The 23,781-nt window shown below is 49.2% G+C and carries 20 protein-coding genes; 15 read left to right on the top strand and 5 right to left on the bottom strand.

All coding sequences use genetic code 11. The annotated features are described in order from the left end of the window. A partial coding sequence (locus EJL91_RS05710) for a superoxide dismutase family protein (RefSeq protein WP_341466953.1) occupies nt 1-698 on the top strand: 698 nt, incomplete at its 5' end. 57 nt (nt 699-755) lie between these two features. On the opposite strand, the gene EJL91_RS05705 is transcribed toward EJL91_RS05710, so the two are convergent. Then, complete coding sequence (locus EJL91_RS05705) at nt 756-1,367, bottom strand: hypothetical protein (protein ID WP_243125242.1); 612 nt, start codon at nt 1,365-1,367, stop codon at nt 756-758. A gap of 210 nt (nt 1,368-1,577) precedes the next feature. Between EJL91_RS05705 and EJL91_RS24510 the strand changes: the two genes are divergently transcribed. Together EJL91_RS24510 and EJL91_RS05700 are read left to right on the top strand one after the other, a co-directional pair. Next, nucleotides 1,578-1,736: a hypothetical protein gene (locus EJL91_RS24510; RefSeq protein WP_164516752.1), complete on the top strand. Its 159-nt coding sequence runs from the start codon at nt 1,578-1,580 to the stop codon at nt 1,734-1,736. Nucleotide 1,737: 1 nt separating this feature from the next. Then, complete coding sequence (locus EJL91_RS05700; RefSeq protein ID WP_125140956.1) at nt 1,738-2,535, top strand: peptidoglycan recognition protein family protein; 798 nt, start codon at nt 1,738-1,740, stop codon at nt 2,533-2,535. Between the two features lie 231 nt (nt 2,536-2,766). Here the strand turns inward: EJL91_RS05700 and EJL91_RS05695 are convergent, their stop codons facing one another. From EJL91_RS05695 to EJL91_RS05680, 4 genes are all read right to left on the bottom strand, one after another. Further along, entirely contained in the window at nt 2,767-3,483 is a 717-nt protein-coding gene (locus EJL91_RS05695; protein WP_125140955.1) for a 3D domain-containing protein, read from the bottom strand. A gap of 325 nt (nt 3,484-3,808) precedes the next feature. Further along, nucleotides 3,809-4,489 (bottom strand): cysteine hydrolase family protein, encoded by a 681-nt coding sequence (locus tag EJL91_RS05690; RefSeq protein ID WP_125140954.1) that lies wholly within the window; start codon nt 4,487-4,489, stop codon nt 3,809-3,811. A 24-nt stretch (nt 4,490-4,513) separates the two neighbouring features. Next, complete coding sequence (locus tag EJL91_RS05685; protein WP_125140953.1) at nt 4,514-5,053, bottom strand: TetR/AcrR family transcriptional regulator; 540 nt, start codon at nt 5,051-5,053, stop codon at nt 4,514-4,516. Between the two features lie 209 nt (nt 5,054-5,262). Next, nucleotides 5,263-6,051: a 3D domain-containing protein gene (locus tag EJL91_RS05680; RefSeq protein WP_125140952.1), complete on the bottom strand. Its 789-nt coding sequence runs from the start codon at nt 6,049-6,051 to the stop codon at nt 5,263-5,265. Between the two features lie 234 nt (nt 6,052-6,285). On the opposite strand from EJL91_RS05680, the gene EJL91_RS05675 reads away from it, so the two are divergent. From EJL91_RS05675 to EJL91_RS05620, 12 genes are all read left to right on the top strand, one after another. Beyond that, nucleotides 6,286-7,524 (top strand): MerR family transcriptional regulator, encoded by a 1,239-nt coding sequence (locus tag EJL91_RS05675; RefSeq protein WP_125140951.1) that lies wholly within the window; start codon nt 6,286-6,288, stop codon nt 7,522-7,524. A gap of 170 nt (nt 7,525-7,694) precedes the next feature. After that, a complete protein-coding gene (locus EJL91_RS05670) occupies nt 7,695-8,930 on the top strand; it encodes a M20 metallopeptidase family protein (RefSeq protein WP_125140950.1) in 1,236 nt (411 codons plus the stop codon). 3 nt (nt 8,931-8,933) lie between these two features. After that, nucleotides 8,934-10,328 carry a YfcC family protein gene (locus EJL91_RS05665; protein WP_125140949.1) on the top strand — a complete coding sequence of 465 codons (1,395 nt, stop codon included), beginning with the start codon at nt 8,934-8,936 and terminating at the stop codon, nt 10,326-10,328. A 25-nt stretch (nt 10,329-10,353) separates the two neighbouring features. Then, nucleotides 10,354-11,091, top strand: coding sequence for a gamma-glutamyl-gamma-aminobutyrate hydrolase family protein (locus EJL91_RS05660; RefSeq protein ID WP_125140948.1), 738 nt, complete (start codon nt 10,354-10,356; stop codon nt 11,089-11,091). A gap of 207 nt (nt 11,092-11,298) precedes the next feature. Beyond that, entirely contained in the window at nt 11,299-12,363 is a 1,065-nt protein-coding gene (hrcA, locus tag EJL91_RS05655) for a heat-inducible transcriptional repressor HrcA (RefSeq protein ID WP_423243423.1), read from the top strand. A gap of 8 nt (nt 12,364-12,371) precedes the next feature. After that, nucleotides 12,372-13,004, top strand: coding sequence for a nucleotide exchange factor GrpE (grpE, locus tag EJL91_RS05650; protein ID WP_341466952.1), 633 nt, complete (start codon nt 12,372-12,374; stop codon nt 13,002-13,004). 118 nt (nt 13,005-13,122) lie between these two features. Further along, a complete protein-coding gene (gene dnaK / locus EJL91_RS05645; RefSeq protein WP_125140947.1) occupies nt 13,123-14,988 on the top strand; it encodes a molecular chaperone DnaK in 1,866 nt (621 codons plus the stop codon). A 100-nt stretch (nt 14,989-15,088) separates the two neighbouring features. Beyond that, nucleotides 15,089-16,231 (top strand): molecular chaperone DnaJ, encoded by a 1,143-nt coding sequence (gene dnaJ, locus EJL91_RS05640; protein ID WP_125140946.1) that lies wholly within the window; start codon nt 15,089-15,091, stop codon nt 16,229-16,231. An 834-nt stretch (nt 16,232-17,065) separates the two neighbouring features. Beyond that, a complete protein-coding gene (locus tag EJL91_RS05635; protein WP_125140945.1) occupies nt 17,066-19,474 on the top strand; it encodes a L,D-transpeptidase family protein in 2,409 nt (802 codons plus the stop codon). A gap of 67 nt (nt 19,475-19,541) precedes the next feature. Next, entirely contained in the window at nt 19,542-21,071 is a 1,530-nt protein-coding gene (locus EJL91_RS05630; protein ID WP_125140944.1) for a hypothetical protein, read from the top strand. Between the two features lie 125 nt (nt 21,072-21,196). After that, entirely contained in the window at nt 21,197-21,463 is a 267-nt protein-coding gene (gene rpsO / locus EJL91_RS05625; RefSeq protein WP_125140943.1) for a 30S ribosomal protein S15, read from the top strand. A gap of 168 nt (nt 21,464-21,631) precedes the next feature. Continuing rightward, nucleotides 21,632-23,755, top strand: coding sequence for a polyribonucleotide nucleotidyltransferase (locus EJL91_RS05620; RefSeq protein WP_125140942.1), 2,124 nt, complete (start codon nt 21,632-21,634; stop codon nt 23,753-23,755). The last annotated feature ends 26 nt before the right edge of the window (nt 23,756-23,781 follow it).

Here is a 23,781-nt window from a genome sequence, read left to right as displayed (position 1 = left end):
TGGTGGTCTGTGAGAGTGCCGTTGTCACCCTGCGTGAGATGGGAATCACCGCAGAATGGGTGGACAGCGGGCGCAAAGCAGTTGAACGGGTGCAGGGACTCTGGAATGCGGGCAAATACTTTGACATAATCTTTCAACAATCCCGAACATTCAAATCCCCCCTTCATATCATAAAGAAGGAGGGATTTATTATGTCTGATCGTTCATATACACCCAGAGACACTTTTGCAGATATTCTCGAAGATAATGAACCGCAGGCGATTGCCTGGGTAAGGGGAGATGCCGCCCATGCAACTCTCAGCGGGCTGGTGAAATTTTATGCGACGCCCTATGGGGGAGTTCTTGTAGAAGCCGAAGTATTTGGCCTCCCGGATCAGGAACGGCAGTCTCCCAGCAACTTTTATGCAATGCATATACATGAAAATGGTAACTGCACCGGTACACCGGCAAATCCGTTTGCTAATGCCGGTTCCCATTTTAATCCTGGAAATGCGATGCATCCGTTTCATGCGGGAGACTTCCCCTCCCTTCTCAGCAATCAGGGATATGCATGGCTCTCGTTCTACGACAGGAGATTCACAATCCAGGATATCATGGGAAGATCCGTGATTATCCACGGTGATCCGGATGATTACAGGACTCAGCCGTCCGGCAATTCCGGCCCGATGATTGGCTGCGGAGAGATTATGAAACGGTAACGATGACACACATGTTCTGCGTCCCGGGCGGTGCTGTCGGCCGATGTGCCAACAGCGTTACCGGCCCGCGGAATCCTGCTGCCCGGAAGATGATATCCGGGCCAGCAGGATCCTGGCTAAAATCACCGTTGTGACGGTATAATAGATTTCCAGCGCACTGCTGACGATGCCGACGAGGATCAGAAGAAAAGCCGAACCAGCGACGATAGCGGCCCATGCATACAGACAGGAGCTGTAGCGTTCCGGCTCAATCAGATACTGATGCCAGATAATAATAATAAGGCAGACAAGCAGCAGGACGGCAGCCAAAAAGGCAAATATAATATGAAGAAACGATTTAAGAGGAAGTTCCTCGGGCAGGTAGGGCGTGGTAATGGCGCAGAAGAGAAGGACAAGAGATGCTGTGATGAGCGGGGTCCGTTTTGTCCGGCATCTGCGGGGCGTCTCAGGCGAGGGTACGTCTTCAACTGCTTTATCCATATGCCTTACAATGGAGCGGAGGGTATAGAAGAAATAACTTCCTACCATGAGTCCCCACAGGACAAAAGCATCCCTCCTGTGGATATAGTTCCCGATTACGGAGAAGTTCGTGGTAAACCATCCGTAGCCCTTTACAAAAAGGAGCGTGTAAGCGGGGATAATGAAATAAGCAAACAGATTAAGCAGCATAGCAGAGACCTCCCAAACGGTGAAATGCCTATCCGGCATAAAGACACCGCCCTTATTTTTTAGCACGAAACAGTAGTATATCAGAAGATGGAAATTCAAGGGTTAAAATTTTATAGTATTTTTGTTAAATTTCTATAATCTCTATTCTGCCCAAAAATGTCACAGTCTGTCCCGGAATGTCATAAACTAAAAGAAAAGGGCTTTAATTTTATGATTGTAAAGAGTGTCAATACGAGAGAACTGACAAAGACGGAGATAGAAAAACTGGAAGACAGAATCAAAGAAATGACGTCTATGGAGCTCAGGAAATTCAGGGAGAGCTTTGATGCGGATGAAATGGGCTTTTCCGGCAGAAAGGAGGGGGTCTGATATGGAGATAAACCGTCTGCTCACCCCTTATAACTACAGCAACGGCACAGAGAGCCGGATCAAATACATTGTGATTCATTACGTGGGGGCTACGGGTGGAGCAAAGGCCAACTGCGAATACTATGCAAGTAAATATATCGGCGCCAGCGCCCATTATTTCGTGGGCTTTTCGGGTGAAATATGGCAGTCGGTGGAGGAACGTAATATTGCCTGGCACTGTGGAGCCAACGCCTACAAACATCCGCTGTGCCGAAACTCCAACAGCCTGGGGATTGAGCTGTGCGTAAGAACCAAAGGCAGCCAGGCCGCCACCAGCCGTGACTGGTATTTCGAGGATGCCACCGTGCGGTCGGCCATTACCCTGACAAGACAACTGATGAAGAAATATAATATCACGCCCGACCGGGTGGTGCGCCACTATGACGTCACAGGAAAAATATGCCCCAACCCCTTTGTCTATAACCATACGGACCACACATGGGACGATTTTAAGGCAGCGCTCACAGACAATGAACTCACCCCCGGATGGGAAAAAAATACGGCCGGTCAGTACCGCTACGTGGAGCAAGATGGAACCTACGCCGTCAATAAATGGCTGCTGATCAACCATCACTGGTATCTGTTCGGAAAAGACGGGTATATGCTGATTAACTGGCAGAGATGGAACGGAAGCAGCGTAATCGGGCCGAATGACCCGGGAGACTGGTATTTCCTCGACAATACGGCCGGAGGGCCTCTGGAGGGGGCATGCTGGCACACACTCGATAACGGTGCACAGGTGATATGGTACGTAGAATAAGAAATTGAGCCGGACAGAATGACAGACGACAGCAGCGGACAGCGGCCATGGCGAAAAACGTGGAGGAAATCAGCACAGACAGTAAAAGAAAAGGAGACATCCGAAGTCCCCGGTGTATCGTTGCATCGGAATTTCGAAGGTCTCCTTTATTCATTCATGAAGATGAATTCTGTAAGGCTAATTTTGAAAGTTAATTCTGAAAATCAATCCTCTGAAATTAATTCAATCAGATTAATTTAGGATGTAAACTTCCGCCATCTGAGAACCGAACTGCTTGGTCTGTGCGTGGGAGTCAAAGAAAATATCCACATGTTTTCCCTTGACGCCGCCGCCCACATCCTCTGCGGTGTAGACGGTTCCGTTGATTAAAAGCTTGCTGCCAATCGGCACGACTCTCGGATCCACGGCCACCGTGTGGTTGGATACGGCAATTGCCCCGGAACTGGTGTGGCGTCCCCAGCCCTCGGAACAGATACGGCAGGGGCAGTAAGCCGTCAGGCGGAACGAACCCAGAAGGTGTGCAGATTTTCCGTCGGCCGTTGTGGCGCCTTGTCCTTTTGTATAATAGACGGAGTCGGTGAATTTCTGGCCATCCTTATAGGCGGCTGCGGAGTAGGTTCCGTCAGCCAGTCCACTCATATCGACAGAGGCGGTAAAAGCAGGGGTGCTGTCCTCACCGACACGTGAAACGAGATCATTTCTGGTAGAGTCCGGTTTTGCCGGTATCTCACTCACCGTCTCGCCCGTCAGGGCATTTGTGACCTTTAACACGATATCCGGTGAGGAGAGCGGTGAGGCGGCTTCGTAAGCCCAGCCGGCTATCTGTGTTCCGTTGAAAACATCAACGCTTCCGACAATGGTGCCTGAGGAGGCAAAGGCAGGGGTTGTATAAAGGATAGTGAGACTTATCATCAGTATAATTGATTTGAGAATAAACGTTTTTTTCATAAAAGACAAACGCTCCTTTCTGTTACCCGATTACAAAAATTAAAAATCGTAACAAGATTTAACAAAAATGTAATAATTAGGTAACAGTATTGTATTATACACATTTTCCAGAATTTGTCAAGCTGCGTGAAAATCCGTCCGAATCCCCGGACCGCTTTTTCGGCAGGAACCAGTCTGTCGGAATATAAATAAAAGCTTGTTTTCAAAACCCATATTGTCGATAAAAAAGCGTCCCGCGGCATTGTGCCGCACGAACGCTTTTTTTATCGACAATAGGAAGAAGCCGGAACGAAGAAGTACCTGGAGAACAGCGGATTTTTACAAATCAGCGAATAGAAACTCCTGCTTTTGACAGCTTTTGTAATGCTCTTTTCTTAACGGCGGTATTTTTTCCGATAATGCCTTCCTGAATCACAGTAACACAGAAGCCGCGGCTGACCGCCCCCAGCGACGTTTTATAAACACAGGCCGAAGCATCCAGCCCGACAACGGTGACAGCATTGATCCGGTTGTCGTTTAGGTATCCGCAAAATCTGCGGGAGGTAAAGGCATCCTGTTCATGCTTCACAAAAACTGCATCACCTGCAATCTTTAAATCCGGACAGAGAGAAGCGCCTATTGTGCCCTGCAGGAGGCGTCCGCCGAATGCGAGAAAACAGAAAGCAAAATCGAGACGGTGAAATTCCTGGCAGATGTACACGATTTTCTGATTTTGCCGCCGGGCGTCCTGAATAATTTGATTGACTTTTTCCACAAATTTCTCTTTTTCAGGATAAATCCCATTCCGGCCGCACATGGCTTCCTGCATGTCAATCACAATTAAGGCCTGTCCGGAATTTTGAAAACTCTGTATGCCTGCACCTTTTGCAGGCCGCAGAAAGATCATCACCCTGACAAGTAAAAGTATCAAAAGCGGGTAGGAAATCACTGGGGGAGTCAGAATGCACACTGCTGCAAACAGCCCGATGGCGCATACCTGGATTAGAGTGTATGTGTTTTTTTTCATGGAGGCTCCTTTCGCTATCCTTTTTTAATGTTTCAGAAATGCCTTAAATGTGGTGATAAGCAGTTCTTTTTCTTCCTCTTTTGTAAGTGTAAGGCTGCCGTTATAAGCGAAGCAGGCAAGGCCGTGAGTGTAAATCCAAATATGAAACAGCAGCTCCTTTGCGTCTTCAAAACCAAGAGCGCCCTCATCGGCTAAACAATTCACTACAAAAGCGGGCAGAACGGATTTCTGTTCTTTCAGGCCGGAATGGCGGGGCTGCATTATTGTTTCAAACAGGCGCGGATATTCTCGGGCAAAGTGGATATAAGCGAGACCATACGTTAAAAACACCGATTCCTCAGGGGGATATTCTTTCAGGTATTGGGAATGGAAGAGCGTGATTTTTTCTGCTGCCGCCGTACGCAGTTCCTCAACGGTCCGGAATTCCCGAAACAACGGGGCAACGGATGTACCTAATTCGGATGACACGCTTTGGGCAGTGATGGCTGAAAGGCCTTTGTCCTTTGCAACTTTAAATGCGGCGTTTAAAATAGAATCACGATCTGCTTTTACTTTAGGCGGCATAAAATGGCTCCTTTAAATAATGATTGTTATGTAACAAATGTTATTTTACGCTTTTTAAAGAAGGTTGTCAAGAGAGCAGCCGTGCGTCCGCCTGCGCATATTATAAAAAAAGAAGCGCCGCGGCAAATCACATTGTCACGGCGCTTCTTCTTATACCAGATAAAAATCAGTTATGTATTACGGTGCTTATTCAGTTGTATGAAAGACTCTTATTCTACAGCATACACGTCAACGGTTTTCAGTCCGTAATCCAGAGCCTGCTGGTGAGTGTCAAAGTAGATGTCAAGCTTGTTGTCAACTACGTTGGTTCCAATGTCCTCCACCGTGTAGACGTTATCTCCAATCATCAGCTTTGTGCCAATAGGATAACGGTTGATGTCTGCTGAGACAGTATGGTTTGCCGTCGGGACAGTTCCCGAATAGGTCAGCTTGTGGCCTCCCGAGCAGCACTGGGAACAGTTGCAGTAGGCAGTCGTCTGGAATTTACCGAGGTAAGCTCCCTTCGTTCCTTTTGCAGATGAAGCCGGAGCCGGAGTACTCTTATCCCCTGCCGGGCCGTTAGATGTTGACTTCACATCGGCCTTTGCCGTTTCTTTCTTACTGTACTGGGGAGAACCGTAAATTCTGTTCTTTCCCGAAGCGGTCTCAACGTATCCTTCTATAATAAAGGATGATCCCTCCAGGCTGTCCCAATTCACAGTGTAAGAAAATGCGTGATTGCCGTTCCCCAGGCTATCTTTTAAATCACTACGGTATTGGTCTGCTGTCACTTTGGCAAGTTCCTTCGCCTCGGTCGTTCCGTCTGTGTAGACATAGAGAACCACTGATGCACTTTTGTCAGGATTATCGGTATCAACTGCCCATCCGCTTATGACGGAACCGTTAATCGGATCCAGCTCGCCGTTTGAATTGGCGGCGAAAGATGTAAATACACCCATAAGCATACAGACGATGGACAACGCTGCTACGGCAAATCCATGGCGTAATCTTGTTATCATGATTTTCCTCGCAATCCGGTTTGTATTTTATTTTACAAATATTATGATGTATTATTATTATATTACAAAATTATTAAAAGTCAAGATAAACAGCGTTTTGAGGCCGTAAAGGGCTTGATAAAACGGCATAAAAGCGGAGAATTACGGCATGGAAATCGCTGGATATGTAACGTGTTTTTCTTCAATATGTAAGAAAAAGATGATATAATGTCACTTATAGCGGGGAGGTGCAAGATGAAAAGCGGAGAATTTGCAAAACTGTGTAACAGTTCAAAAGATACGATACGATATTACACGGGGATCGGTCTGCTGATGCCTAAATCACAGGGCAGCCAGAAAAATTATACGGAACGTGATGTTGAGGATTTACGCTATATTCAAAAGTTAAAGAAAATGCAATTTAACATAAAAGAAATCAAAGCCTTTCTGCAGATGCGGAGGATGTCCAATTTTGTAGAACCTTCCACCCTGAGCACTTACAAAGGACTCCTTGAGGAGAAGCGAAAAAAGCTGGTTTTGGAGAGAGATGAGCTGGAAGAAAGTATTAGCCTGATCGATGAGGAGACGGAAAATATTGAGAAAATAACAACTACAATGAAAAAGGGAAAAAGCGGAGTCCCTCTGGCCGCTATACCGATTCTGGCCTGTCCTCATTGCAGAAAGCAGTTGAATATTGAGAATGCGGATATCCGATATAAATATATTGACAATGGGCTTTTGACCTGTACCTGCGGTTATCAGGCTCAAATCTGCGACGGAGTTATCCTGACCGGCAATCTTTATCATGGAGAGCATGACAAACCGGATTTAAAAAGAGAGCTGTACCACGACACAGGGGAAGAATGGGCTGTTATCATGCAGAAATGTACCGATCTTTTGCTGGATGAGGTAAACAGGCACAGTCTCTCCGGAAAAGTGGTGATGGAGCCGAATATCAACGGCTTTTTCTTCAGCTATCATTTTCTGGCTCAGATGCCGAAGGACTGCATGTATATTTTTGTCGATAAGTATGAGGAAGTGCTCAGGATGTATAAGGATTATTTTGAAATCCTTTATCAGGATCTGGATATTCTTTATATTGCAGACGCATCGGAGCATTATCCGCTGAAAGATGAATCCGTAGATTTGAAATTCGGTCTTTTTAGTGAGAATGAATATACGCTGTACCATAAGCGTCATCAAATCATGGATATCAGCAATTTGCTAAAGCCGGAGGCGGAGATTCTGGAGGTATACTGCAGCTACGGAGAGAACTCCGTTTCAAGAAAACGGCTCATGGACCTTTACCCGGAAGGCAGCAGGCGTACGGCCAGTATTTCTTTTCTGGAGGAAGATTACAGAAAGAACGGATTTACACTGCAGAAAACAGAAGTGGGACATTTATCAGAGACGAAAAAGCATCATTCCTATATTGCTCATATAGATGGGGAGCAGATTACAATTTATTTCTGCGCTGCCAGAAGGCAGACATAAAAGAGAGAAAGTGGGGTATACCCCACTTTCTCTCTTTTATGTAAAGAAACGTGGAAAAAGCGGAGAGTATGCTGGCAGATACCGTGCAAAAGCCTGTAAAAATGAGGGTTGACAGGGAGAAAGCTCGCAATGATATCATCTAGCTATCTTAAAAAAGTGGGGTGTTATTAATGCTTAAGAAAATGGATGAATTACAGAAGGAGCTGGAATGTATCTATGCGGACCTGCACCGCTATCCTGAGGAGGGCTTCGCGGAATACAGAACGGCCGGGATTGTGGCGGAATATTTAAAACGCTGCGGACTTGAGGTAATTACAGAAATCGGCCTTACGGGAGTCGTCGGTATCCTGGATTCGGGAAAGCCGGGAATAACGGTAATGCTGCGGGCGGATATGGACTCTCTTCCTATAGAAGAGCTGTCGGACTGCGAATACGCGTCGAAAGTGCAGGGGCGGATGCACGCATGCGGTCACGATGCCCATGTGACAATGCTGCTTGGGGCCGCCAGGGTGCTTGCAGAGTCAAAGGACATGTTTTCAGGCCGGATAAAATTCTTTTTCCAGCCGGCGGAAGAGGAGTCTTCCCCAGAAAGACAGAAAAAGCTGGCAGAGGCCGGATACGATGTATCTGCTTATGCCAGCGGGGCAAGCATTTTTTGTGATGCAGGACTGATGGAGGATGTGGACGCCTGCGCAATTATGCATGTTCAGCCGGGGATTCCAACGGGAAAAGTCTCTATTTCCAAGACAAATGCCATGGCGTCCAGTGATATGTTTACGATTACCCTGACAGGAAAGGGAGGGCACGGGGCGCAGCCCCAGGGAGCCATCGATCCGGTTCCTGCCATGGCGGAGTTAATCAGCGCCATTCACATGATGCCGACCAGGGAAATAAACGCGGTGGAAACCTGTGTCTTTTCAATCGGAGAGGTGTCAACTCCTGGGTCAACCTGGAATGCCGTGGCGGAAAAAGCGGTGATTCGCGGCGGATTCCGCACCTTTAACCAGGCCGTGCGGGACTATATTAAAAAACGTCTTCCGGAACTGGCCGGGGGAATCGCATCCGCAAACAGGTGCAGAGCGCATCTGGATATGATTCAGGGATACAGGCCGTGTGTGAATGATGCGGAGCTGTCTGCATTTACGGCCGCAAAACTGAAAGAACTTCTGGGAGATGAAAATGTAATCTATACGGATATGCCGGCTATGACCAGCGAGGATTGCGGTATTTATCTCGAAAAGGCGCCCGGCGTGTTTTTCTGGCTGGGAATTGGTGAGCGGGAGGGAGCGCCGGCGCTGCATAACCCATATTTTCATATGGATCTGCGGGCGCTCACAATCGGAGTGCAGGTTCACGTACACAATGCTCTCAGTTTTCTGGAAGAGCTGAACAGACAGGGGGAATAAGCTGTGGAAAAGACTAAAAAAGATAAAAAACCATTAAATTCAATTGCATTGCTCTTCTTTATGATTATCGCGGCGGCAGTTCTGACCTATTTAGTTCCGTCCGGCCTTTATGCGCGGATGGAAGTAAACGGAAGTATGGCGGTCGATCCGACGAGCTTTTCCTTTGTGAAGGCGCCTTCGATACTTCCTTTTGACATTTTAAGGTCGGTGCCTTACGGAATGATGAATGCGTCGAGTATGATAATGGGCGCGCTTCTGATTGGAGGAGGCCTGGAGTGCATTCAGCAGTCCGGTACACTGAATGTCGGAATTTCCCGCATTATTAAAAAAATCGGTGTGAGCCGTGGGAATATTATTTTAATTCTCCTGTTTTACATTTTCGCATTTATGGGCGGTTTTATGGGATTTATAGAGGGAACCATTCCGTTTATCCCCATTGCTATTTCCATTTCCGTAGCGCTCGGTTATGATTCGGTGGTGGGTGTGGCGGTTTCCATTGTCGGAGCCGTTATGGGCTTTTCCTGCGGTCCGACCAACCCCTTTACTGTTGGCGTCTCCCAGACGATTGCAGGGCTTGATATGTATTCGGGCATCGGATACCGCCTGGCTCTCTTTGTATTGATTCCAATTATCTGTCTGACCTATATTTTACGGTATGCCGCGAAGGTACGGAAATATCCGGAAAAGAGCCTGATGAGCGGTATCGACGTGTCGGATTTGGCCTTTGACCCCTCGAAACTGGAGGCGGAGCCATTCACATGGCGCCACACGGCCGTGCTTCTGACCCTGCTTGGCGGAATCGGGAGCTATGTATATGGAGCCATGAACCTGGGCTGGGGGATGAATGAACTGGGGGCGATTTTCCTTCTGACCGCGATTGTGACAGGCATTGTGAACCGCTGGGGAATCAACAGGGTTGCCGAGGTCATTGTAACGGGTGCGGCTAATATGACGGGGGCATGTTTCATTATGGGCACGGCCTACGGGATTGCATGGATTTTTAATAAGGCGTCCATTCTGGATACGATTGTTTATTATTTGTCCCAGCCACTGAACGGGCTGTCCACCTTTGTTTCCATCATAGGAATTCTGGTTGTCATCATGCTAATCAACCTTTTGATCCCATCCGGATCGGGAAAAGCCCTGGTGGTGATGCCGATTGTATTTCCAATTGCGCAGATTGTCGGCATAGAGCCGCAGGTTGCAATTCTGGCATACCAGTTTGGTGACGGAATCACCAATCTCTGCACGCCGCTTCTCGGAGTCCTGCTCCTCGGCCTGGGCTTCGGACGCGTTCCGTTTTCAAAGTGGGAACGTTTTATACTGCCGCTTTTGGGTGTTCTGTTTGCAGTTGCCTGTGCGGTGTTAATTATCGCTATTCAAATCGGATATTGTTAAATACACAGCAGAAAGAGAGGAACGAATGAGACCTGTAATTGGTATTACCTGTAATTTTGATGAGCGCGACGAGGTGGGACTGGTTACCCGCCTGGGCGCTCCATGCCAGAAATGGCACTTTGTTGCGGATCACTATATCCGGTCTGTGGAGCAGGCCGGGGGAATTCCGATGCTGCTCCCCATATATAATGATATGGAAACCATGAGGGAGGCGGCTGACCGGCTGGACGGACTTTTAATCAGCGGCGGGAACGACATAAACCCCGCCGAATACGGAGCTGCAGTGAAAGCGTACTGTGGGGCGGTACTGCCGAAGAGAGACAGACAGGATATTTTTCTGGCCAGGGCTGTTTTTCGGGAAACGCAGAAACCGATTCTTGGAATCTGCAGAGGAATTCAGGTTTTAAATGTGGCCTGCGGGGGAGATCTTTATCAGGATCTGGAGATAGAGGGAAACTACCGGCATCATTTCTGCGATATGTTTCCATCGAATTGTGAGGTCCACAAGGTAAAATTAGCTGCGGGAAGCAGAATAGGGGGAATTCTCGGAAAAGAGACTGTCTCCGTAAATTCCTTTCATCATCAGGCGGTGAAGCAGGCTGCTCCGGGATTTCTGGCGGGAGCGTGTTCGGAGGACGGGGTAGTGGAATCCATTGAATTTCCGGGAGAACGGTTTGCGCTGGGAATCCAATGGCACCCTGAGATGATGTACGACTCGGAGGAACAGCAGAAAATCTTCCGTGCATTCATAGATGCGTGCTGACGGCATATTAAATAAAGAGAAAGCTGACACAGGACCGGAGAAGACCTCCGGTCCTGTGTTGCGATCCTGGATGCTGTAAAAAAATCTTAAAATTTAGAAAAACGGGTTGACAAAAAGAAGGTGAAGTAATATAGTATCAATTGTAGATGTTAGCACTCTCGTAGGTTGAGTGCTAATAAATGAAAATCCAGACTTCCTTCCGGGAAGATGGAAACTGAGAAAGGATGTATGCAGATGGAACTGGATGAGAGAAAGGTTAAGATATTGAAAGCAATAATCCAGACCTATCTGGAAACGGGGGAGCCGGTAGGTTCCAGGACGATTTCCAAATATTCCGACCTGCAGTTAAGCTCGGCGACCATAAGAAACGAGATGTCGGATCTGGAAGAACTGGGATTCATTGTCCAGCCCCACACTTCGGCGGGCAGGATACCTTCAGACAAGGGCTACAGGTTCTACGTAGACCAGTTGATGAAGGAGAAGGAAAATGAAGTTACTGAGATGCAGGAACTGGTTATCCAGCGCGTGGACAGAGTGGAGCTACTGCTGAAGCAGCTTGCAAAGCTTCTGGCGGTGAATACGAATTACGCGACGATGATAAGCGGTCCCCAGTATCATCACACGAAACTTAAATTTATACAGCTTTCCAGGGTGGAAGCAGGAAAACTCCTGATCGTGACGGTTTTGGAGGGCAACATCATTAAGAACTCCATTGTCCGCCTGGACGCTGAACTGAATGACGACGATATTTTAAACCTGAATATTTTGCTGAACAACAGCCTCAACGGGCTGACTATCGAGCAGATTAACCTCGATGTCATCAGCAAGATGAAGGAACAGGCCGGAGACAGGCGCCAGGTGGTGGATCTCGTGTTAAATGAGGTTGCCGATGCAATCAGGGCCAACGAGGAGGATCTTCAGATATACACCGAGGGGACGACGAACATTTTCAAGTACCCGGAACTGAGCGACGGCCAGAAGGCCAGCCAGTTAATCAGCACGCTGGAACAGAAGGAACTTCTGAAAAACCTTTTTACGGATTCGGAAGAAGACGGCGGGAAGAATGAGATTCAGGTGTATATCGGCAATGAGACCCCGGTCCAGTCCATGCAGGACTGCAGCGTCGTGACGGCCAATTACGTTCTGGGAGACGGACTCCGCGGAACAATCGGCATCATCGGGCCGAAACGGATGGACTACGAAAAAGTGGTATCTACCCTTCGATCGCTGATGAACCAGTTGGAAGATACTTTTAAAAATGAAGAAAGGTGAGTTGCGAAGTGAGCGAAGAGATGAAAGATATAGAGAAAAATGAAGCCGCAGAAGAAGCGGAAGTAAAAGCGGCCGACGGAAACGGCAGGGAGACGGTGGAAGCCCAGAGCGCCGGCGCACAGGAAGAGTGTGAGACGGCGGAGGCGGAAGAGAGCGCCAAAGAAAAGAATACGGAGAAGAAAGGATTTTTCTCCAAAAAGAAAGACAAGAAGGATGAGCAGATCGAGGATCTGACCGACCGTCTGAAGCGTACGATGGCGGAGTTTGATAATTTCCGTAAGAGAACGGAGAAAGAGAAAGCGGCCATGTACGAAATCGGGGCAAAGGATATTGTTGAACGAATCCTCCCGGTTGTAGACAATTTTGAGAGAGGGCTTGCAGCCATACCGGAGGCGGAGACGAAGACAGCATTCGCCGAGGGAATGGATATGATATATAAGCAGCTTTTAAAAACACTGGAAGAGGCAGGGGTAAAACCAATCGAAGCCGTAGGCCAGCCATTTGACCCGAATTTCCACAATGCCGTAATGCATGTGGATGATGAGAACTACGGGGAGAATGAAATCACCGAGGAATTCCAGAAAGGTTATCTCTACCGCGAAAGTGTGGTAAGACACAGCATGGTAAAAGTGGCAAACTAGAAAAGCAATGAAGTTACAGGCAACTGTGAGAGCAATCGAAGTTGAAAAACAGGAAACAGGGTAATAACGGATAGTAGTAAATAAAATTTAAAAGACAATTTTCAGGAGGAAAAAAACTATGAGCAAGATTATCGGTATTGACTTAGGTACAACAAATAGCTGTGTAGCAGTAATGGAAGGCGGTAAACCGGTTGTTATCGCCAATACAGAAGGCGTAAGAACAACCCCGTCCGTAGTGGCATTCACAAAGACAGGCGAGAGACTGGTAGGTGAGCCTGCAAAACGTCAGGCGGTCACTAACGCCGAGAAGACAATCTCTTCTATTAAAAGACATGTGGGTACCGACTACAGAGTATCAATCGACGACAAGAAATATACACCGCAGGAAATTTCCGCAATGATTCTCCAGAAGCTGAAAGCAGACGCAGAAGCTTATCTGGGAGAAAAAGTAACCGAAGCGGTTATCACGGTTCCGGCATACTTCAATGATGCCCAGCGTCAGGCCACAAAAGATGCAGGTAAGATCGCCGGCCTGGATGTAAAACGTATCATCAACGAGCCGACGGCGGCAGCCCTGGCATACGGCCTGGACAATGAAAAAGAGCAGAAGATCATGGTATACGACCTGGGCGGCGGTACATTCGATGTTTCCATTATCGAAATCGGCGACGGCGTTATTGAAGTTCTTGCTACCAACGGCGACACACGCCTGGGCGGTGATGACTTTGATAACAGAGTAACACAGTGGCTGATTGACGAATTCAAAAAAGCAGAGGGAGTAGACCTGTCGGCAGACAAGATGGCTCTCCAGAGACTGAAAGAAGCGGCAGAGAAGGCGAAAAAAGAACTTTCCTCCGCAACGACAACCAACATTAACCTTCCGTTCATCACAGCTACAAGCGAAGGCCCGAAACATCTTGATATGAACCTGACAAGAGCGAAATTCGATGAACTGACAAGAGATTTAATTGAAAGAACGGCAATCCCGGTACAGAACGCATTAAAAGATGCGGGAATCACTTCATCCGAACTGGGCAAAGTCCTTCTGGTAGGCGGTTCCACACGTATGCTTTCCGCACAGGAAAAAGTAAAACAGCTGACAGGCCACGAGCCGAGCAAGTCCTTAAACCCGGATGAGTGCGTTGCCATCGGTGCGGCTATCCAGGGCGGCAAGCTGGCCGGAGACGCAGGCGCAGGAGATATCCTCCTTCTGGATGTAACACCGCTTTCCCTTTCTATTGAGACAATGGGCGGAGTTGCTACAAGACTGATTGAGAGAAATACGACGATTCCTACAAAGAAGAGCCAGATTTTCTCCACGGCAGCCGATAACCAGACAGCGGTAGATATCCATGTAGTACAGGGTGAGAGACAGTTCGCAAAAGACAACAAGACACTGGGAACCTTCCGTCTGGACGGCATTCTTCCGGCAAGAAGAGGCGTTCCGCAGATCGAAGTTACCTTTGATATCGATGCCAACGGTATTGTAAACGTATCTGCAAAAGACCTGGGAACAGGAAAAGAGCAGCATATCACAATCACATCCGGCTCCAACATGTCTGATTCCGATATCGACAAAGCGGTAAAAGAAGCAGCCGAGTATGAGGCACAGGATAAGAAGAGAAAAGAGGCAATTGACGCGAGAAACGATGCCGATTCCATGGTATTCCAGACAGAGAAAGCGCTGGAAGAGGTTGGCGACAAGATCGATGCAAACGATAAAGCAGCCGTAGAGGCAGACTTAAATGCCCTGAAGGAAGTTATCAACAAAGCCCCGGTTGATCAGATGACAGATGCCCAGGTGGAAGAGATTAAAGCAGGCAAAGAAAAACTGATGGCAAGTGCACAGGCTCTGTTCACAAAGGTTTACGAGCAGGCACAGGGAGCCGCAGGAGCACAGGGCGGCCCGCAGGCAGGCCCGGACATGGGCGCAGGCGCACCGCATGATGATAATGTAGTTGACGGAGACTTCAAAGAAGTGTAATATAATTTCTGATAAGCTGACAGTAATGATAAAAAACACGTAGCGGGGATTGGGCAGAGCCCAAGCCCCTTTACGGGTGTTTAGGAGAGGAAGACTTGACATGGCAGAGAGTAAGAGAGATTACTATGAAGTCTTAGGCGTGTCCAGGGATGCCGATGACGCAGCCCTTAAGAAAGCATACAGAGCACTGGCTAAAAAGTACCATCCCGATGCAAATCCGGGCGATCAGGCTGCGGCAGACAAATTTAAAGAGGCATCGGAGGCCTACAGCGTATTAAGTGATCCGGAGAAAAGAAGACAGTATGACCAGTTTGGCCATGCGGCATTTGACGGAGGGGCAGGCGGAGCCGGCGGCTTCGGCGGCTTTGATTTTAACGGCGCGGATATGGGCGATATTTTCGGCGATATCTTCGGCGATTTATTCGGCGGCGGAAGAAGCAGCCGCGGCAGCAGCAACGGCCCGATGCGCGGAGCCAACGTGCGCACCAGTGTGCGTATCACCTTTGAGGAAGCTATTTTCGGCTGTGAAAAGGAGCTGGATTTAAACCTCAAGGAAGTCTGCGACAAATGTCACGGTACGGGAGCCAAACCGGGAACCCAGCCGCAGACATGTGCAAAATGTAACGGTAAAGGAAAGATCATGTATACGCAGCAGTCTTTCTTCGGACAGATTCAGAATGTCCAGACATGTCCTGACTGCGGCGGAACAGGAAAAATCATCAAAGAGAAATGTCCGGACTGTTACGGAACCGGTTTTGTTACAAAGAGAAAGAAAATCAAAGTTGCCATCCCGGCCGGTATTGACAACGGCCAGAGCCTGCGCGACCGCGGCAACGGTGAGCCGGGTATTAACGGCGGCGAGAGAGGCGATCTGCTGGTAGAAGTAATCGTATCCCCGCATCCGATTTTCAAGCGTCAGGATACAAGCATCTTCTCCACCGTACCGATCTCCTTCGCAAAAGCTGCCTTAGGCGGCCCGATCCGGATCAAGACCGTGGACGGGGAAGTGGAATACGAGGTGAAATCCGGCACCCAGACAGATACCAAGGTGCGCTTAAAAGGAAAAGGCGTGCCGTCCCTGAGAAACAGAAATATCAGGGGAGACCATTTCGTAACCTTAGTCGTACAGGTTCCGGAGAGAATGAATGAGGCCCAGAGAGAGGCTCTTAAACGGTTCGACGACGCCATGAACGGCGTGACGCCGGATGGGGAGAAGCCGAAGAAAAAAGGGTTGTTTAAATAAAGAATTGTTTCGCTGGTATAGATTGGTGGATACTGGGGCAAGAGGATCGCGGGCAGAGCGGGGGACAGGAGTCCCTGGCGAGGCTGCGGGCTCCGAGGGCTGCCTCTAAGCCACAGAAAGACGGACGGCACCGGGGTTCCGGACAATTTCGCTTTGAATTCTTGATGAATTCAAAGCTCAGTTGTCCCGTAATTTGCTCCTGATGAGCAAATTACGCCCGGTGCTGTCCGTCTTTCTGCGCCTAAGAGCCACCTCCTCTCGCCCAACGCCCCGCCAGGGACTCCTGTCCCCCGCTCCGCAGGAAATGGATCGGCAGTATCCACCATCGTGACAGCTAAAAATTTTTTATGGGGCGGGGATGGAGTGAGTGAGGGAGTATGATAGCTGCAGTTCCGGGAATTAGTTTGTCAGTCTGATAACCACTCGTTTTATTTTTTACCCCCTATCATGCCATACCCTCAACTCCAACTACAATCCCCCTCCCCCATGAAAAAGAGGACAAACAGCGGGAGGCAGGGTGGGGCGGGAGGAAGAATTCCAGTGTTTTTCGTGCGGAGACAAATCGGGGCCTATGGCCGCAGATAGCAGACTGGTGTTATACCTGTATGATAGCTGCGGCCATAGGCCCCGATTTGTTGCAGCCAGAAAAATCACGGAATCTTCCACCCGTCCCACCCTGGCTCCCGCGTCCGGGTTTTTTATCCCCTCTCCCTTAATAAAATGGTAAACTTTCGTAAGTTGACTTCCTATAATTTCTTCTATACAATTAGACAATGGCTGACACCGTCAAAATTTATTTAACAGTTTTTGGATCAGAGAGGGAGATAAGGTCAGATGGCAGATATGAAAAAGACCGCAGCGGACAGGGAGAATGACGGCCTGAATACAGGTTTTAAGGCTGATGGGTCAATGATGGAGATAGAGGAAGCGCAGGGGGAACTGGTACCCGGCGAAGCTGTGATTGGGCAGGATATGGAAGTTGAAGCTGATATACAGCTTCAGGCAGCTTTGGAAGAGAAACTGAAGGCTGAGGCGAAACTTCAGGCAGCCCTGGAAGCTAAGAGGGAAGCGGAAGCAGCCCTCCAGGCGGCTCTGGAGGAGAAACGCGAGGCCGAGGCGAAGCTGGAATCGGATATGAGTATCCCGGACACGGTTAGAAGACCGCGCATGGAGACAATGCCTGAAAGAGAGGCAATGCCTGGAAGAGAGGCAGCGCCTGAAAGAGCGGCCGCGTCTGGAAGAGAGACAGCTCCTGAAACAGCGGAAGTGCCCGATACGGCAGAAGTCTCTGATAAAACGGAAGCTGCTGATACAGTGGAAGTATATGATAAAACGAAAACACCAGGTAGAAGGAAATCGCTGGAAACAGCAGAGATACCCGATATAGTTGAGACGCCGGAAACAGCGGCCGGAGAAACGGCGGCCACTTTGGACGACGGTGGGGGATATGGATATCAGGGCGGTGACGGTCATCGGGAGGAACGCACCGGAAGGGGCCGGAGCCGTGCCAGAAGCCGAAAGAAGGGTTCTGACAAGATGGGCGCAGAGACGCCGCCGGAGATGAAACGCTCTTTGAAAGCCGAAGCCGGAAAGGCAGAGGCTGCAGCCACCGCAGGAGGCGGGGACGGTAAAAAGAGCGGAAAAGGGAAAAAGACAGCGGTAATCGCAGCTGTTGCCCTGGCCGCAGTGATTCTGGCGGGCGGCGGCATTTACGCCGGTATGGCACAGAAGTATAAGCGGGTATTTTTCCCCAATACCAAGATCAATGGTCTGGATGCCTCCGGACGCACCGTAGCGGAAGTGAAGGAGATGATTTCCGGCGGAATCAGTAATTATGTCCTGACGATCGAAGAGCGTGAGGGTAAAGAGGAGCAGATCACAGGGGAGGAAATTGGGCTTCAGTCCAAGTTTGACGGCACGCTGGAGCAGATCGTCACAACACAGAATCCCTATGCATGGCTGAGCTACCAGCTTAACCCGGCCGAGTATACCATCAGTACGATGATTGAATACGATGAGGAAGCGCTCACTCAGGCGGCGCAGGGACTGGAATGCATGGATCCCGCGCTTATAAGGGAGCCGGAAAACGCGTCTGTTTCCGACTATATTCCGGGCCAGGGTTACAGTATTATTCCCGAGACGGATGGCACGGTTGTCCTTGAAGATGTCCTGAAAAGCAGCCTGGCCGATTCTATTATCAATTTAAAGGATACATTGTCACTTGAGGAAGCAGGAGCTTACAAAGAGCCTGAGATAAAACAGGATGACGCCACCCTTAAAGAGCGTGTCGACACGATGAACCGTTTCGTGTCAACGACTATTACATATAAGTTCGGCGATAGGACAGAGGTATTAAACGGGGACAGAACCCACGAGTGGCTGACTGCTGATGAGGCGGGCAATATCACCGTTGATGCCGCACAGGCGGCGGGATATGTGGCCGAACTGGCTGCAGCTTACAACACGTCGAATAAAGCAAAGAATTTCAAAACCTCCTATGACCAGACGATTCAGGTGAAAGGCGGCACTTACGGCTGGAAGATCAACCAGTCGGAGGAAACGGCTGAACTGGTCAATCTCTTACAGTCCGGCCAGAGCCAGGAAAGGGAGCCTGTTTATTCCCAAAAAGCCGCCAGCCGGGGAGAGAATGACTACGGCAATACCTATGTGGAGATCAACCTGACCGCCCAGCATCTGTATTTCTATAAGGATGGTAACCTTGTTGTGGATTCCGACTTTGTTTCCGGAAATCTCTCAAGGGGATGGGGAACGCCGGCCGGAACGTATCCGCTCAATTATAAGCAGAGGAACGCCGTTCTGAAAGGTGAGAATTACAGGACGCCGGTTGATTACTGGATGCCTTTTAACGGAGGGATCGGAATGCATGACGCCACATGGCGCGGTACCTTCGGCGGTACCATCTATAAAACGAACGGTTCCCACGGCTGCATCAACCTTCCTCACAGCGTGGCAAAGAAAATTTATGAAAATATTTCGTCCGGCATTCCGGTTATCTGTTATAATCTGGCCGGAACGGAGAAGGGCACAAGCGCTGTGACCCCGCCGCCGACACAGGCGGTGACACCGACTCAGCCGCCTGTGGAAGTGCCGACCGAAGCAGTGCCTGTGACGCCGCCTACGGAAGCGCCGACACTCCCTCCGGAGACAATGGCGCCGGCAGGCCCCGGTTCGGATACCGGCAACCACGGCGGAGCCTCGGGCCCCGGTTCTGAAATTGGATAGAGCAGTAAATACGATATGATGAAGCAATGAACATTTACAGACTAAAGATAAAGAAGGTCAAAGATTCATGAAAAATAAGAAAAGAAGGGTAATTGCGGCGGTACTAACTGCCGCAGCGTTGTCGGCGCTTTCAGGATGTGCATCGACGGACAGCCCGAAAGAAGGAACTACCGCATCGGCGGAGAGCGGTCCGGTATCGGAGGAGAGCAGTCCGGAATCGGCGGAAAACCTGCTTCAGCCGGGAGGGGCAGCGGACGTGCCGGAGGATGTGATGACGGAAAAACGAAAGCTTCTGGAGGATATGACGAAAGCGGTTGAAAGCCAGTTCCCGGGAGAAAGCTTTTCCGACGTACCGGAAGAAGAGGTGAAAGAGGCAGCGTCGAAGTTCTGGGACAGCTACGTCTTTTCCGGTAGAAAGTCGGCGTCGGGATGGGAATATATAGCCGGAGTCAGTCTGATGGAGGAAAATCCTCTGGAAGGGATGAGCTGCCGGAGTGACGGCCCTCCCTCCGAATACGTTACGAGCCAGTTCTATGACGGCCAGTTTATCCTGATGGAGAAGTCCGGCCGGGACGGCAGCGATCTGTCGGAGCTTTACGACGTGCTGCATACGGGAGAAAAGGGCATCCGTTACATGCTGGATGTGGCAAAACGGGGCAATACGCTTGTTATGCCGCAGGGGACGCCGTTTCTCAGAGTTTATATGGTAAAGGGAACAATCCCCGTCATTGAATACATCGCAGTTACACAGGACGAATATGCCGCGCTGAAGGCCGGCACACAGGCCGTTGTGGAAGAGGGAACGGCCGGAACGCTGCTTCTTTGTGAGAGCAGGGAGGATGTGCAGAAACTCTGGACGGACGCCGTTCCCCCGGCTACGCAGGAGATGGTGGAGCTTGCCAAGGAACGGTGCGGATACGAAAGCGGCGCGCCGGAGCTTTCCTCTTTTGTAAAAGCGGCCCTATCAATTGATATCCACGGGGAAATCAGGGAAGAGACGCTGGGCAACAGGGAGGATATCGAGCGGCTGCAGGAGATCCTTAAGAATGTCACCCCACAGAATGATTTCCTCTCAAGTCCGACGGGAAACTATGCCGGAACCCTGACCCTGACCGGGCAGGACGGCACGGTGCAGACCATGCACATCGGACAGCAGGGGGAAAGCTGCGTCGTCGGCACCTCCTGGTTTGGAACGTTTAAGGAGAACAGTCTCGATGCAGTCTGGAAACTGTTCAGCACGATAGACGGCTGGAGCCGGTACGGGGATCAGATAGGGATCAGGATGAACGACAGCGTCCACACCGAAGAGGATCAGGCTCTCACCTTTACACTGGAAAACGATACGGGAAAGACGATTGATTACATCCTCTCGCCTATTTTCTATAAAAAAGAAGGCGATTCCTGGGTTATGCTGGAGAGTATTGCCGGATTCTGCGGCGTCAGCGACCGCCTGGAAGGGCAGGAAAAAGAGCTGACCGTGCCATGGAAAGGCGCGTTTGAGACGAGAGGGGATGGCACCTATAAACTGGAAATTCAGGTGGCTCCCGAGGAAGGACTCCGCTTTGCAATCTCAGATACATTTGAAATAAAAAAATAGTTTACATTAAAAAAAGATTGTGCTATACTGAATCGGTATGAGATACGCCGCTGCCCGGTTTTTTGAGGACTCCGACATAAGCCTGGCACCTGGTGAGAATATTCTATATTAAGGAGGAAATCACAATGATTTCAAAGGAAAAGAAAGCTGCCATTATCGCAGAATACGGAAGAAAAGCTGGAGACACAGGTTCACCAGAAGTTCAGATCGCTATTTTAACAGCAAGGATCACTGAGCTGACAGAGCATTTAAAGGTTAATCAGAAGGATCATCATTCCAGACGTGGCCTTTTAAAGATGGTTGGACAGAGACGTGGTCTTCTTGATTACTTAAAGAAGACAGATCTGGAAGGATACCGTGCTTTAATTGAAAAATTAGGCATCAGAAAGTAATGACAGAATTTAGGGTGGAGCAATCCACCCTAGTTGTTTATGTGGAAGAACTTATCCGAGACCGCTGATGTGCACACAAATAATTGCGTGCAGATCAGTAGTTTCGGTATCTTCTGCAAAACAACCGCAATGAAATAATAGGTTTATTATTAAAAAAGGAGATACAATATGTATAAGAGTTTTTCAATGGAATTAGCCGGACGTACACTGACAGTTGACGTCGGCAGAGTAGCTGCACAGGCAAATGGAGCAGCATTTATGCATTACGGTGAGACAACCGTATTATCAACAGCGACATCCTCCGACAAGCCAAGGGAGGGCATCGATTTCTTCCCTCTGAGCGTAGAGTTCGAGGAGAAATTATATTCCGTAGGCAAGATCCCGGGAGGTTTCAACAAGCGTGAGGGTAAGGCATCCGAGAATTCCGTGCTGACATCACGTGTAATCGACCGTCCGATGCGTCCTCTGTTCCCGAAGGATTACAGAAACGACGTAACGCTGAACAACCTGGTTCTGTCCGTAGATCCGGACTGCAGCCCGGAGTACACGGCAATGCTGGGTTCCGCAATCGCAACCTGCATCTCCGACATCCCGTTCGACGGCCCATGTGCGACAACCCAGATTGGAATGATCGACGGTGAACTGATCGTAAACCCGACCAATTTACAGAAGAAGGTTTCCGATATGGCTCTTACGGTGGCTTCCACCAGAGAGAAAGTCATCATGATCGAGGCAGGAGCCAATGAGGTTCCGGAAGACATCATGATTAAGGCGATCTTCAAAGCTCATGAAGTAAACCAGGAAATTATTAAATTTATCGATACAATCGTAGCAGAGTGCGGCAAAGAAAAACACACTTATGAGAGCTGCGCAGTTCCGGCAGAACTTTTTGAGGCAATCAAAGAGATCGTTCCTCCGGCAGAGATGGAAGAGGCCGTATTTACAGACGAGAAGCAGAAACGTGAGGCTAACATCAGAGCTATCACAGAACGTCTGGAAGAGGCATTTGCCGACAACGAAGAGTGGCTTGAGGTTCTGGGTGAGGCTGTTTACCAGTACCAGAAGAAGACGGTCCGCAAGATGATTTTAAAAGATCATAAGCGTCCCGACGGCCGTGAGCTTACACAGATCCGCCACCTTGCAGCAGAGATTGACATGCTCCCGAGAGTACACGGTTCCGGTATGTTTACACGTGGACAGACTCAGATTTTAAATATCTGTACACTGGCTCCTCTTTCCGAGCAGCAGAAGTTAGACGGACTTGATGAGAACGAGAAATTAAAGAGATATATGCACCACTACAATTTCCCGTCCTACTCCGTAGGCGAGACAAAACCGTCCAGAGGACCGGGACGCCGTGAAATCGGCCATGGCGCGCTGGCAGAGAGAGCTCTTATTCCGGTACTTCCAAGCGAAGAGGAGTTCCCATACGCAATCCGTACTGTATCCGAGACGATGGAATCCAACGGTTCCACATCCCAGGCAAGTATCTGTGCTTCCACACTGTCCCTGATGGCGGCAGGCGTTCCGATTAAAGCGCCGGTAGCCGGTATTTCCTGCGGCCTTGTGACAGGCGATACAGACGACGATTACGTTGTTTTAACCGATATCCAGGGTCTGGAAGATTTCTTCGGCGATATGGACTTTAAGGTAGGCGGTACTCATAAGGGTATCACTGCTATCCAGATGGATATCAAGATCCACGGACTGACACGCCCGATTATCGAGGAAGCTATTGCCAAGACAAGAGAAGCAAGACTTCATATCCTTGACGATGTAATGAAACCAGTCATTGCTGAGCCGAGAAAAGAATTAAGCAAGTACGCTCCGAAGATCGAGCAGATTTCCATCGATCCTCAGAAGATTGGCGATGTAGTCGGCAAGCAGGGCAAAGTAATCAACAAGATTATCGAGCAGACCGGCGTTAAGATTGACATCAACGATGAAGGAACTGTTTCCGTTTGCGGCACAGACAAAGAGATGATTGATAAAGCTCTTCATATTATTAAGAGCATTGTCACAGAGATCGAACCTGGCCAGGTTATGCAGGGAACTGTTGTCCGCATCATGAACTTCGGCGCTTTCGTAGAGCTGGCACCGAACAAAGACGGTATGGTCCATATTTCCAAGCTGTCCGATAAGAGAGTCGGAAAAGTGGAAGATGTTGTAAACATCGGCGATGAAGTTACCGTTAAGGTAATCGAAGTTGACAAGATGGGAAGAATCAACCTCAGCATGAAACCGGGCGATCTGGCTCCAAAGGCTGACAAAAAAGAAGATAAAGCGGAATAATTTCCGGGAATAGAAAAGCTGCTGCA

The organism is Clostridium transplantifaecale (assembly GCF_900626075.1).
GTDB lineage: Bacteria > Bacillota > Clostridia > Lachnospirales > Lachnospiraceae > Otoolea > Otoolea transplantifaecalis.
The sequence above is the reverse complement of the archived record's forward strand: the minus strand, read 5'-3'. Positions and strand labels throughout refer to the sequence as shown.

Excerpts from the sequence above, each read along its gene's own strand:
- EJL91_RS05705 (WP_243125242.1), bottom strand. The coding sequence starts at position 1,367 with ATGCTGCTTAATCTGTTTGCTTATTTCATTATCCCCGCTTACACGCTC.
- EJL91_RS24510 (WP_164516752.1), top strand. The coding sequence starts at position 1,578 with ATGATTGTAAAGAGTGTCAATACGAGAGAACTGACAAAGACGGAGATA.
- EJL91_RS05700 (WP_125140956.1), top strand. The coding sequence starts at position 1,738 with ATGGAGATAAACCGTCTGCTCACCCCTTATAACTACAGCAACGGCACA.
- EJL91_RS05695 (WP_125140955.1), bottom strand. The coding sequence starts at position 3,483 with ATGAAAAAAACGTTTATTCTCAAATCAATTATACTGATGATAAGTCTC.
- EJL91_RS05690 (WP_125140954.1), bottom strand. The coding sequence starts at position 4,489 with ATGAAAAAAAACACATACACTCTAATCCAGGTATGCGCCATCGGGCTG.
- EJL91_RS05685 (WP_125140953.1), bottom strand. The coding sequence starts at position 5,053 with ATGCCGCCTAAAGTAAAAGCAGATCGTGATTCTATTTTAAACGCCGCA.
- EJL91_RS05680 (WP_125140952.1), bottom strand. The coding sequence starts at position 6,051 with ATGATAACAAGATTACGCCATGGATTTGCCGTAGCAGCGTTGTCCATC.
- EJL91_RS05675 (WP_125140951.1), top strand. The coding sequence starts at position 6,286 with ATGAAAAGCGGAGAATTTGCAAAACTGTGTAACAGTTCAAAAGATACG.
- EJL91_RS05670 (WP_125140950.1), top strand. The coding sequence starts at position 7,695 with ATGCTTAAGAAAATGGATGAATTACAGAAGGAGCTGGAATGTATCTAT.
- EJL91_RS05660 (WP_125140948.1), top strand. The coding sequence starts at position 10,354 with ATGAGACCTGTAATTGGTATTACCTGTAATTTTGATGAGCGCGACGAG.
- hrcA (WP_423243423.1), top strand. The coding sequence starts at position 11,299 with ATGGAAACTGAGAAAGGATGTATGCAGATGGAACTGGATGAGAGAAAG.
- dnaK (WP_125140947.1), top strand. The coding sequence starts at position 13,123 with ATGAGCAAGATTATCGGTATTGACTTAGGTACAACAAATAGCTGTGTA.
- dnaJ (WP_125140946.1), top strand. The coding sequence starts at position 15,089 with ATGGCAGAGAGTAAGAGAGATTACTATGAAGTCTTAGGCGTGTCCAGG.
- EJL91_RS05635 (WP_125140945.1), top strand. The coding sequence starts at position 17,066 with ATGGCAGATATGAAAAAGACCGCAGCGGACAGGGAGAATGACGGCCTG.
- EJL91_RS05630 (WP_125140944.1), top strand. The coding sequence starts at position 19,542 with ATGAAAAATAAGAAAAGAAGGGTAATTGCGGCGGTACTAACTGCCGCA.
- rpsO (WP_125140943.1), top strand. The coding sequence starts at position 21,197 with ATGATTTCAAAGGAAAAGAAAGCTGCCATTATCGCAGAATACGGAAGA.
- EJL91_RS05620 (WP_125140942.1), top strand. The coding sequence starts at position 21,632 with ATGTATAAGAGTTTTTCAATGGAATTAGCCGGACGTACACTGACAGTT.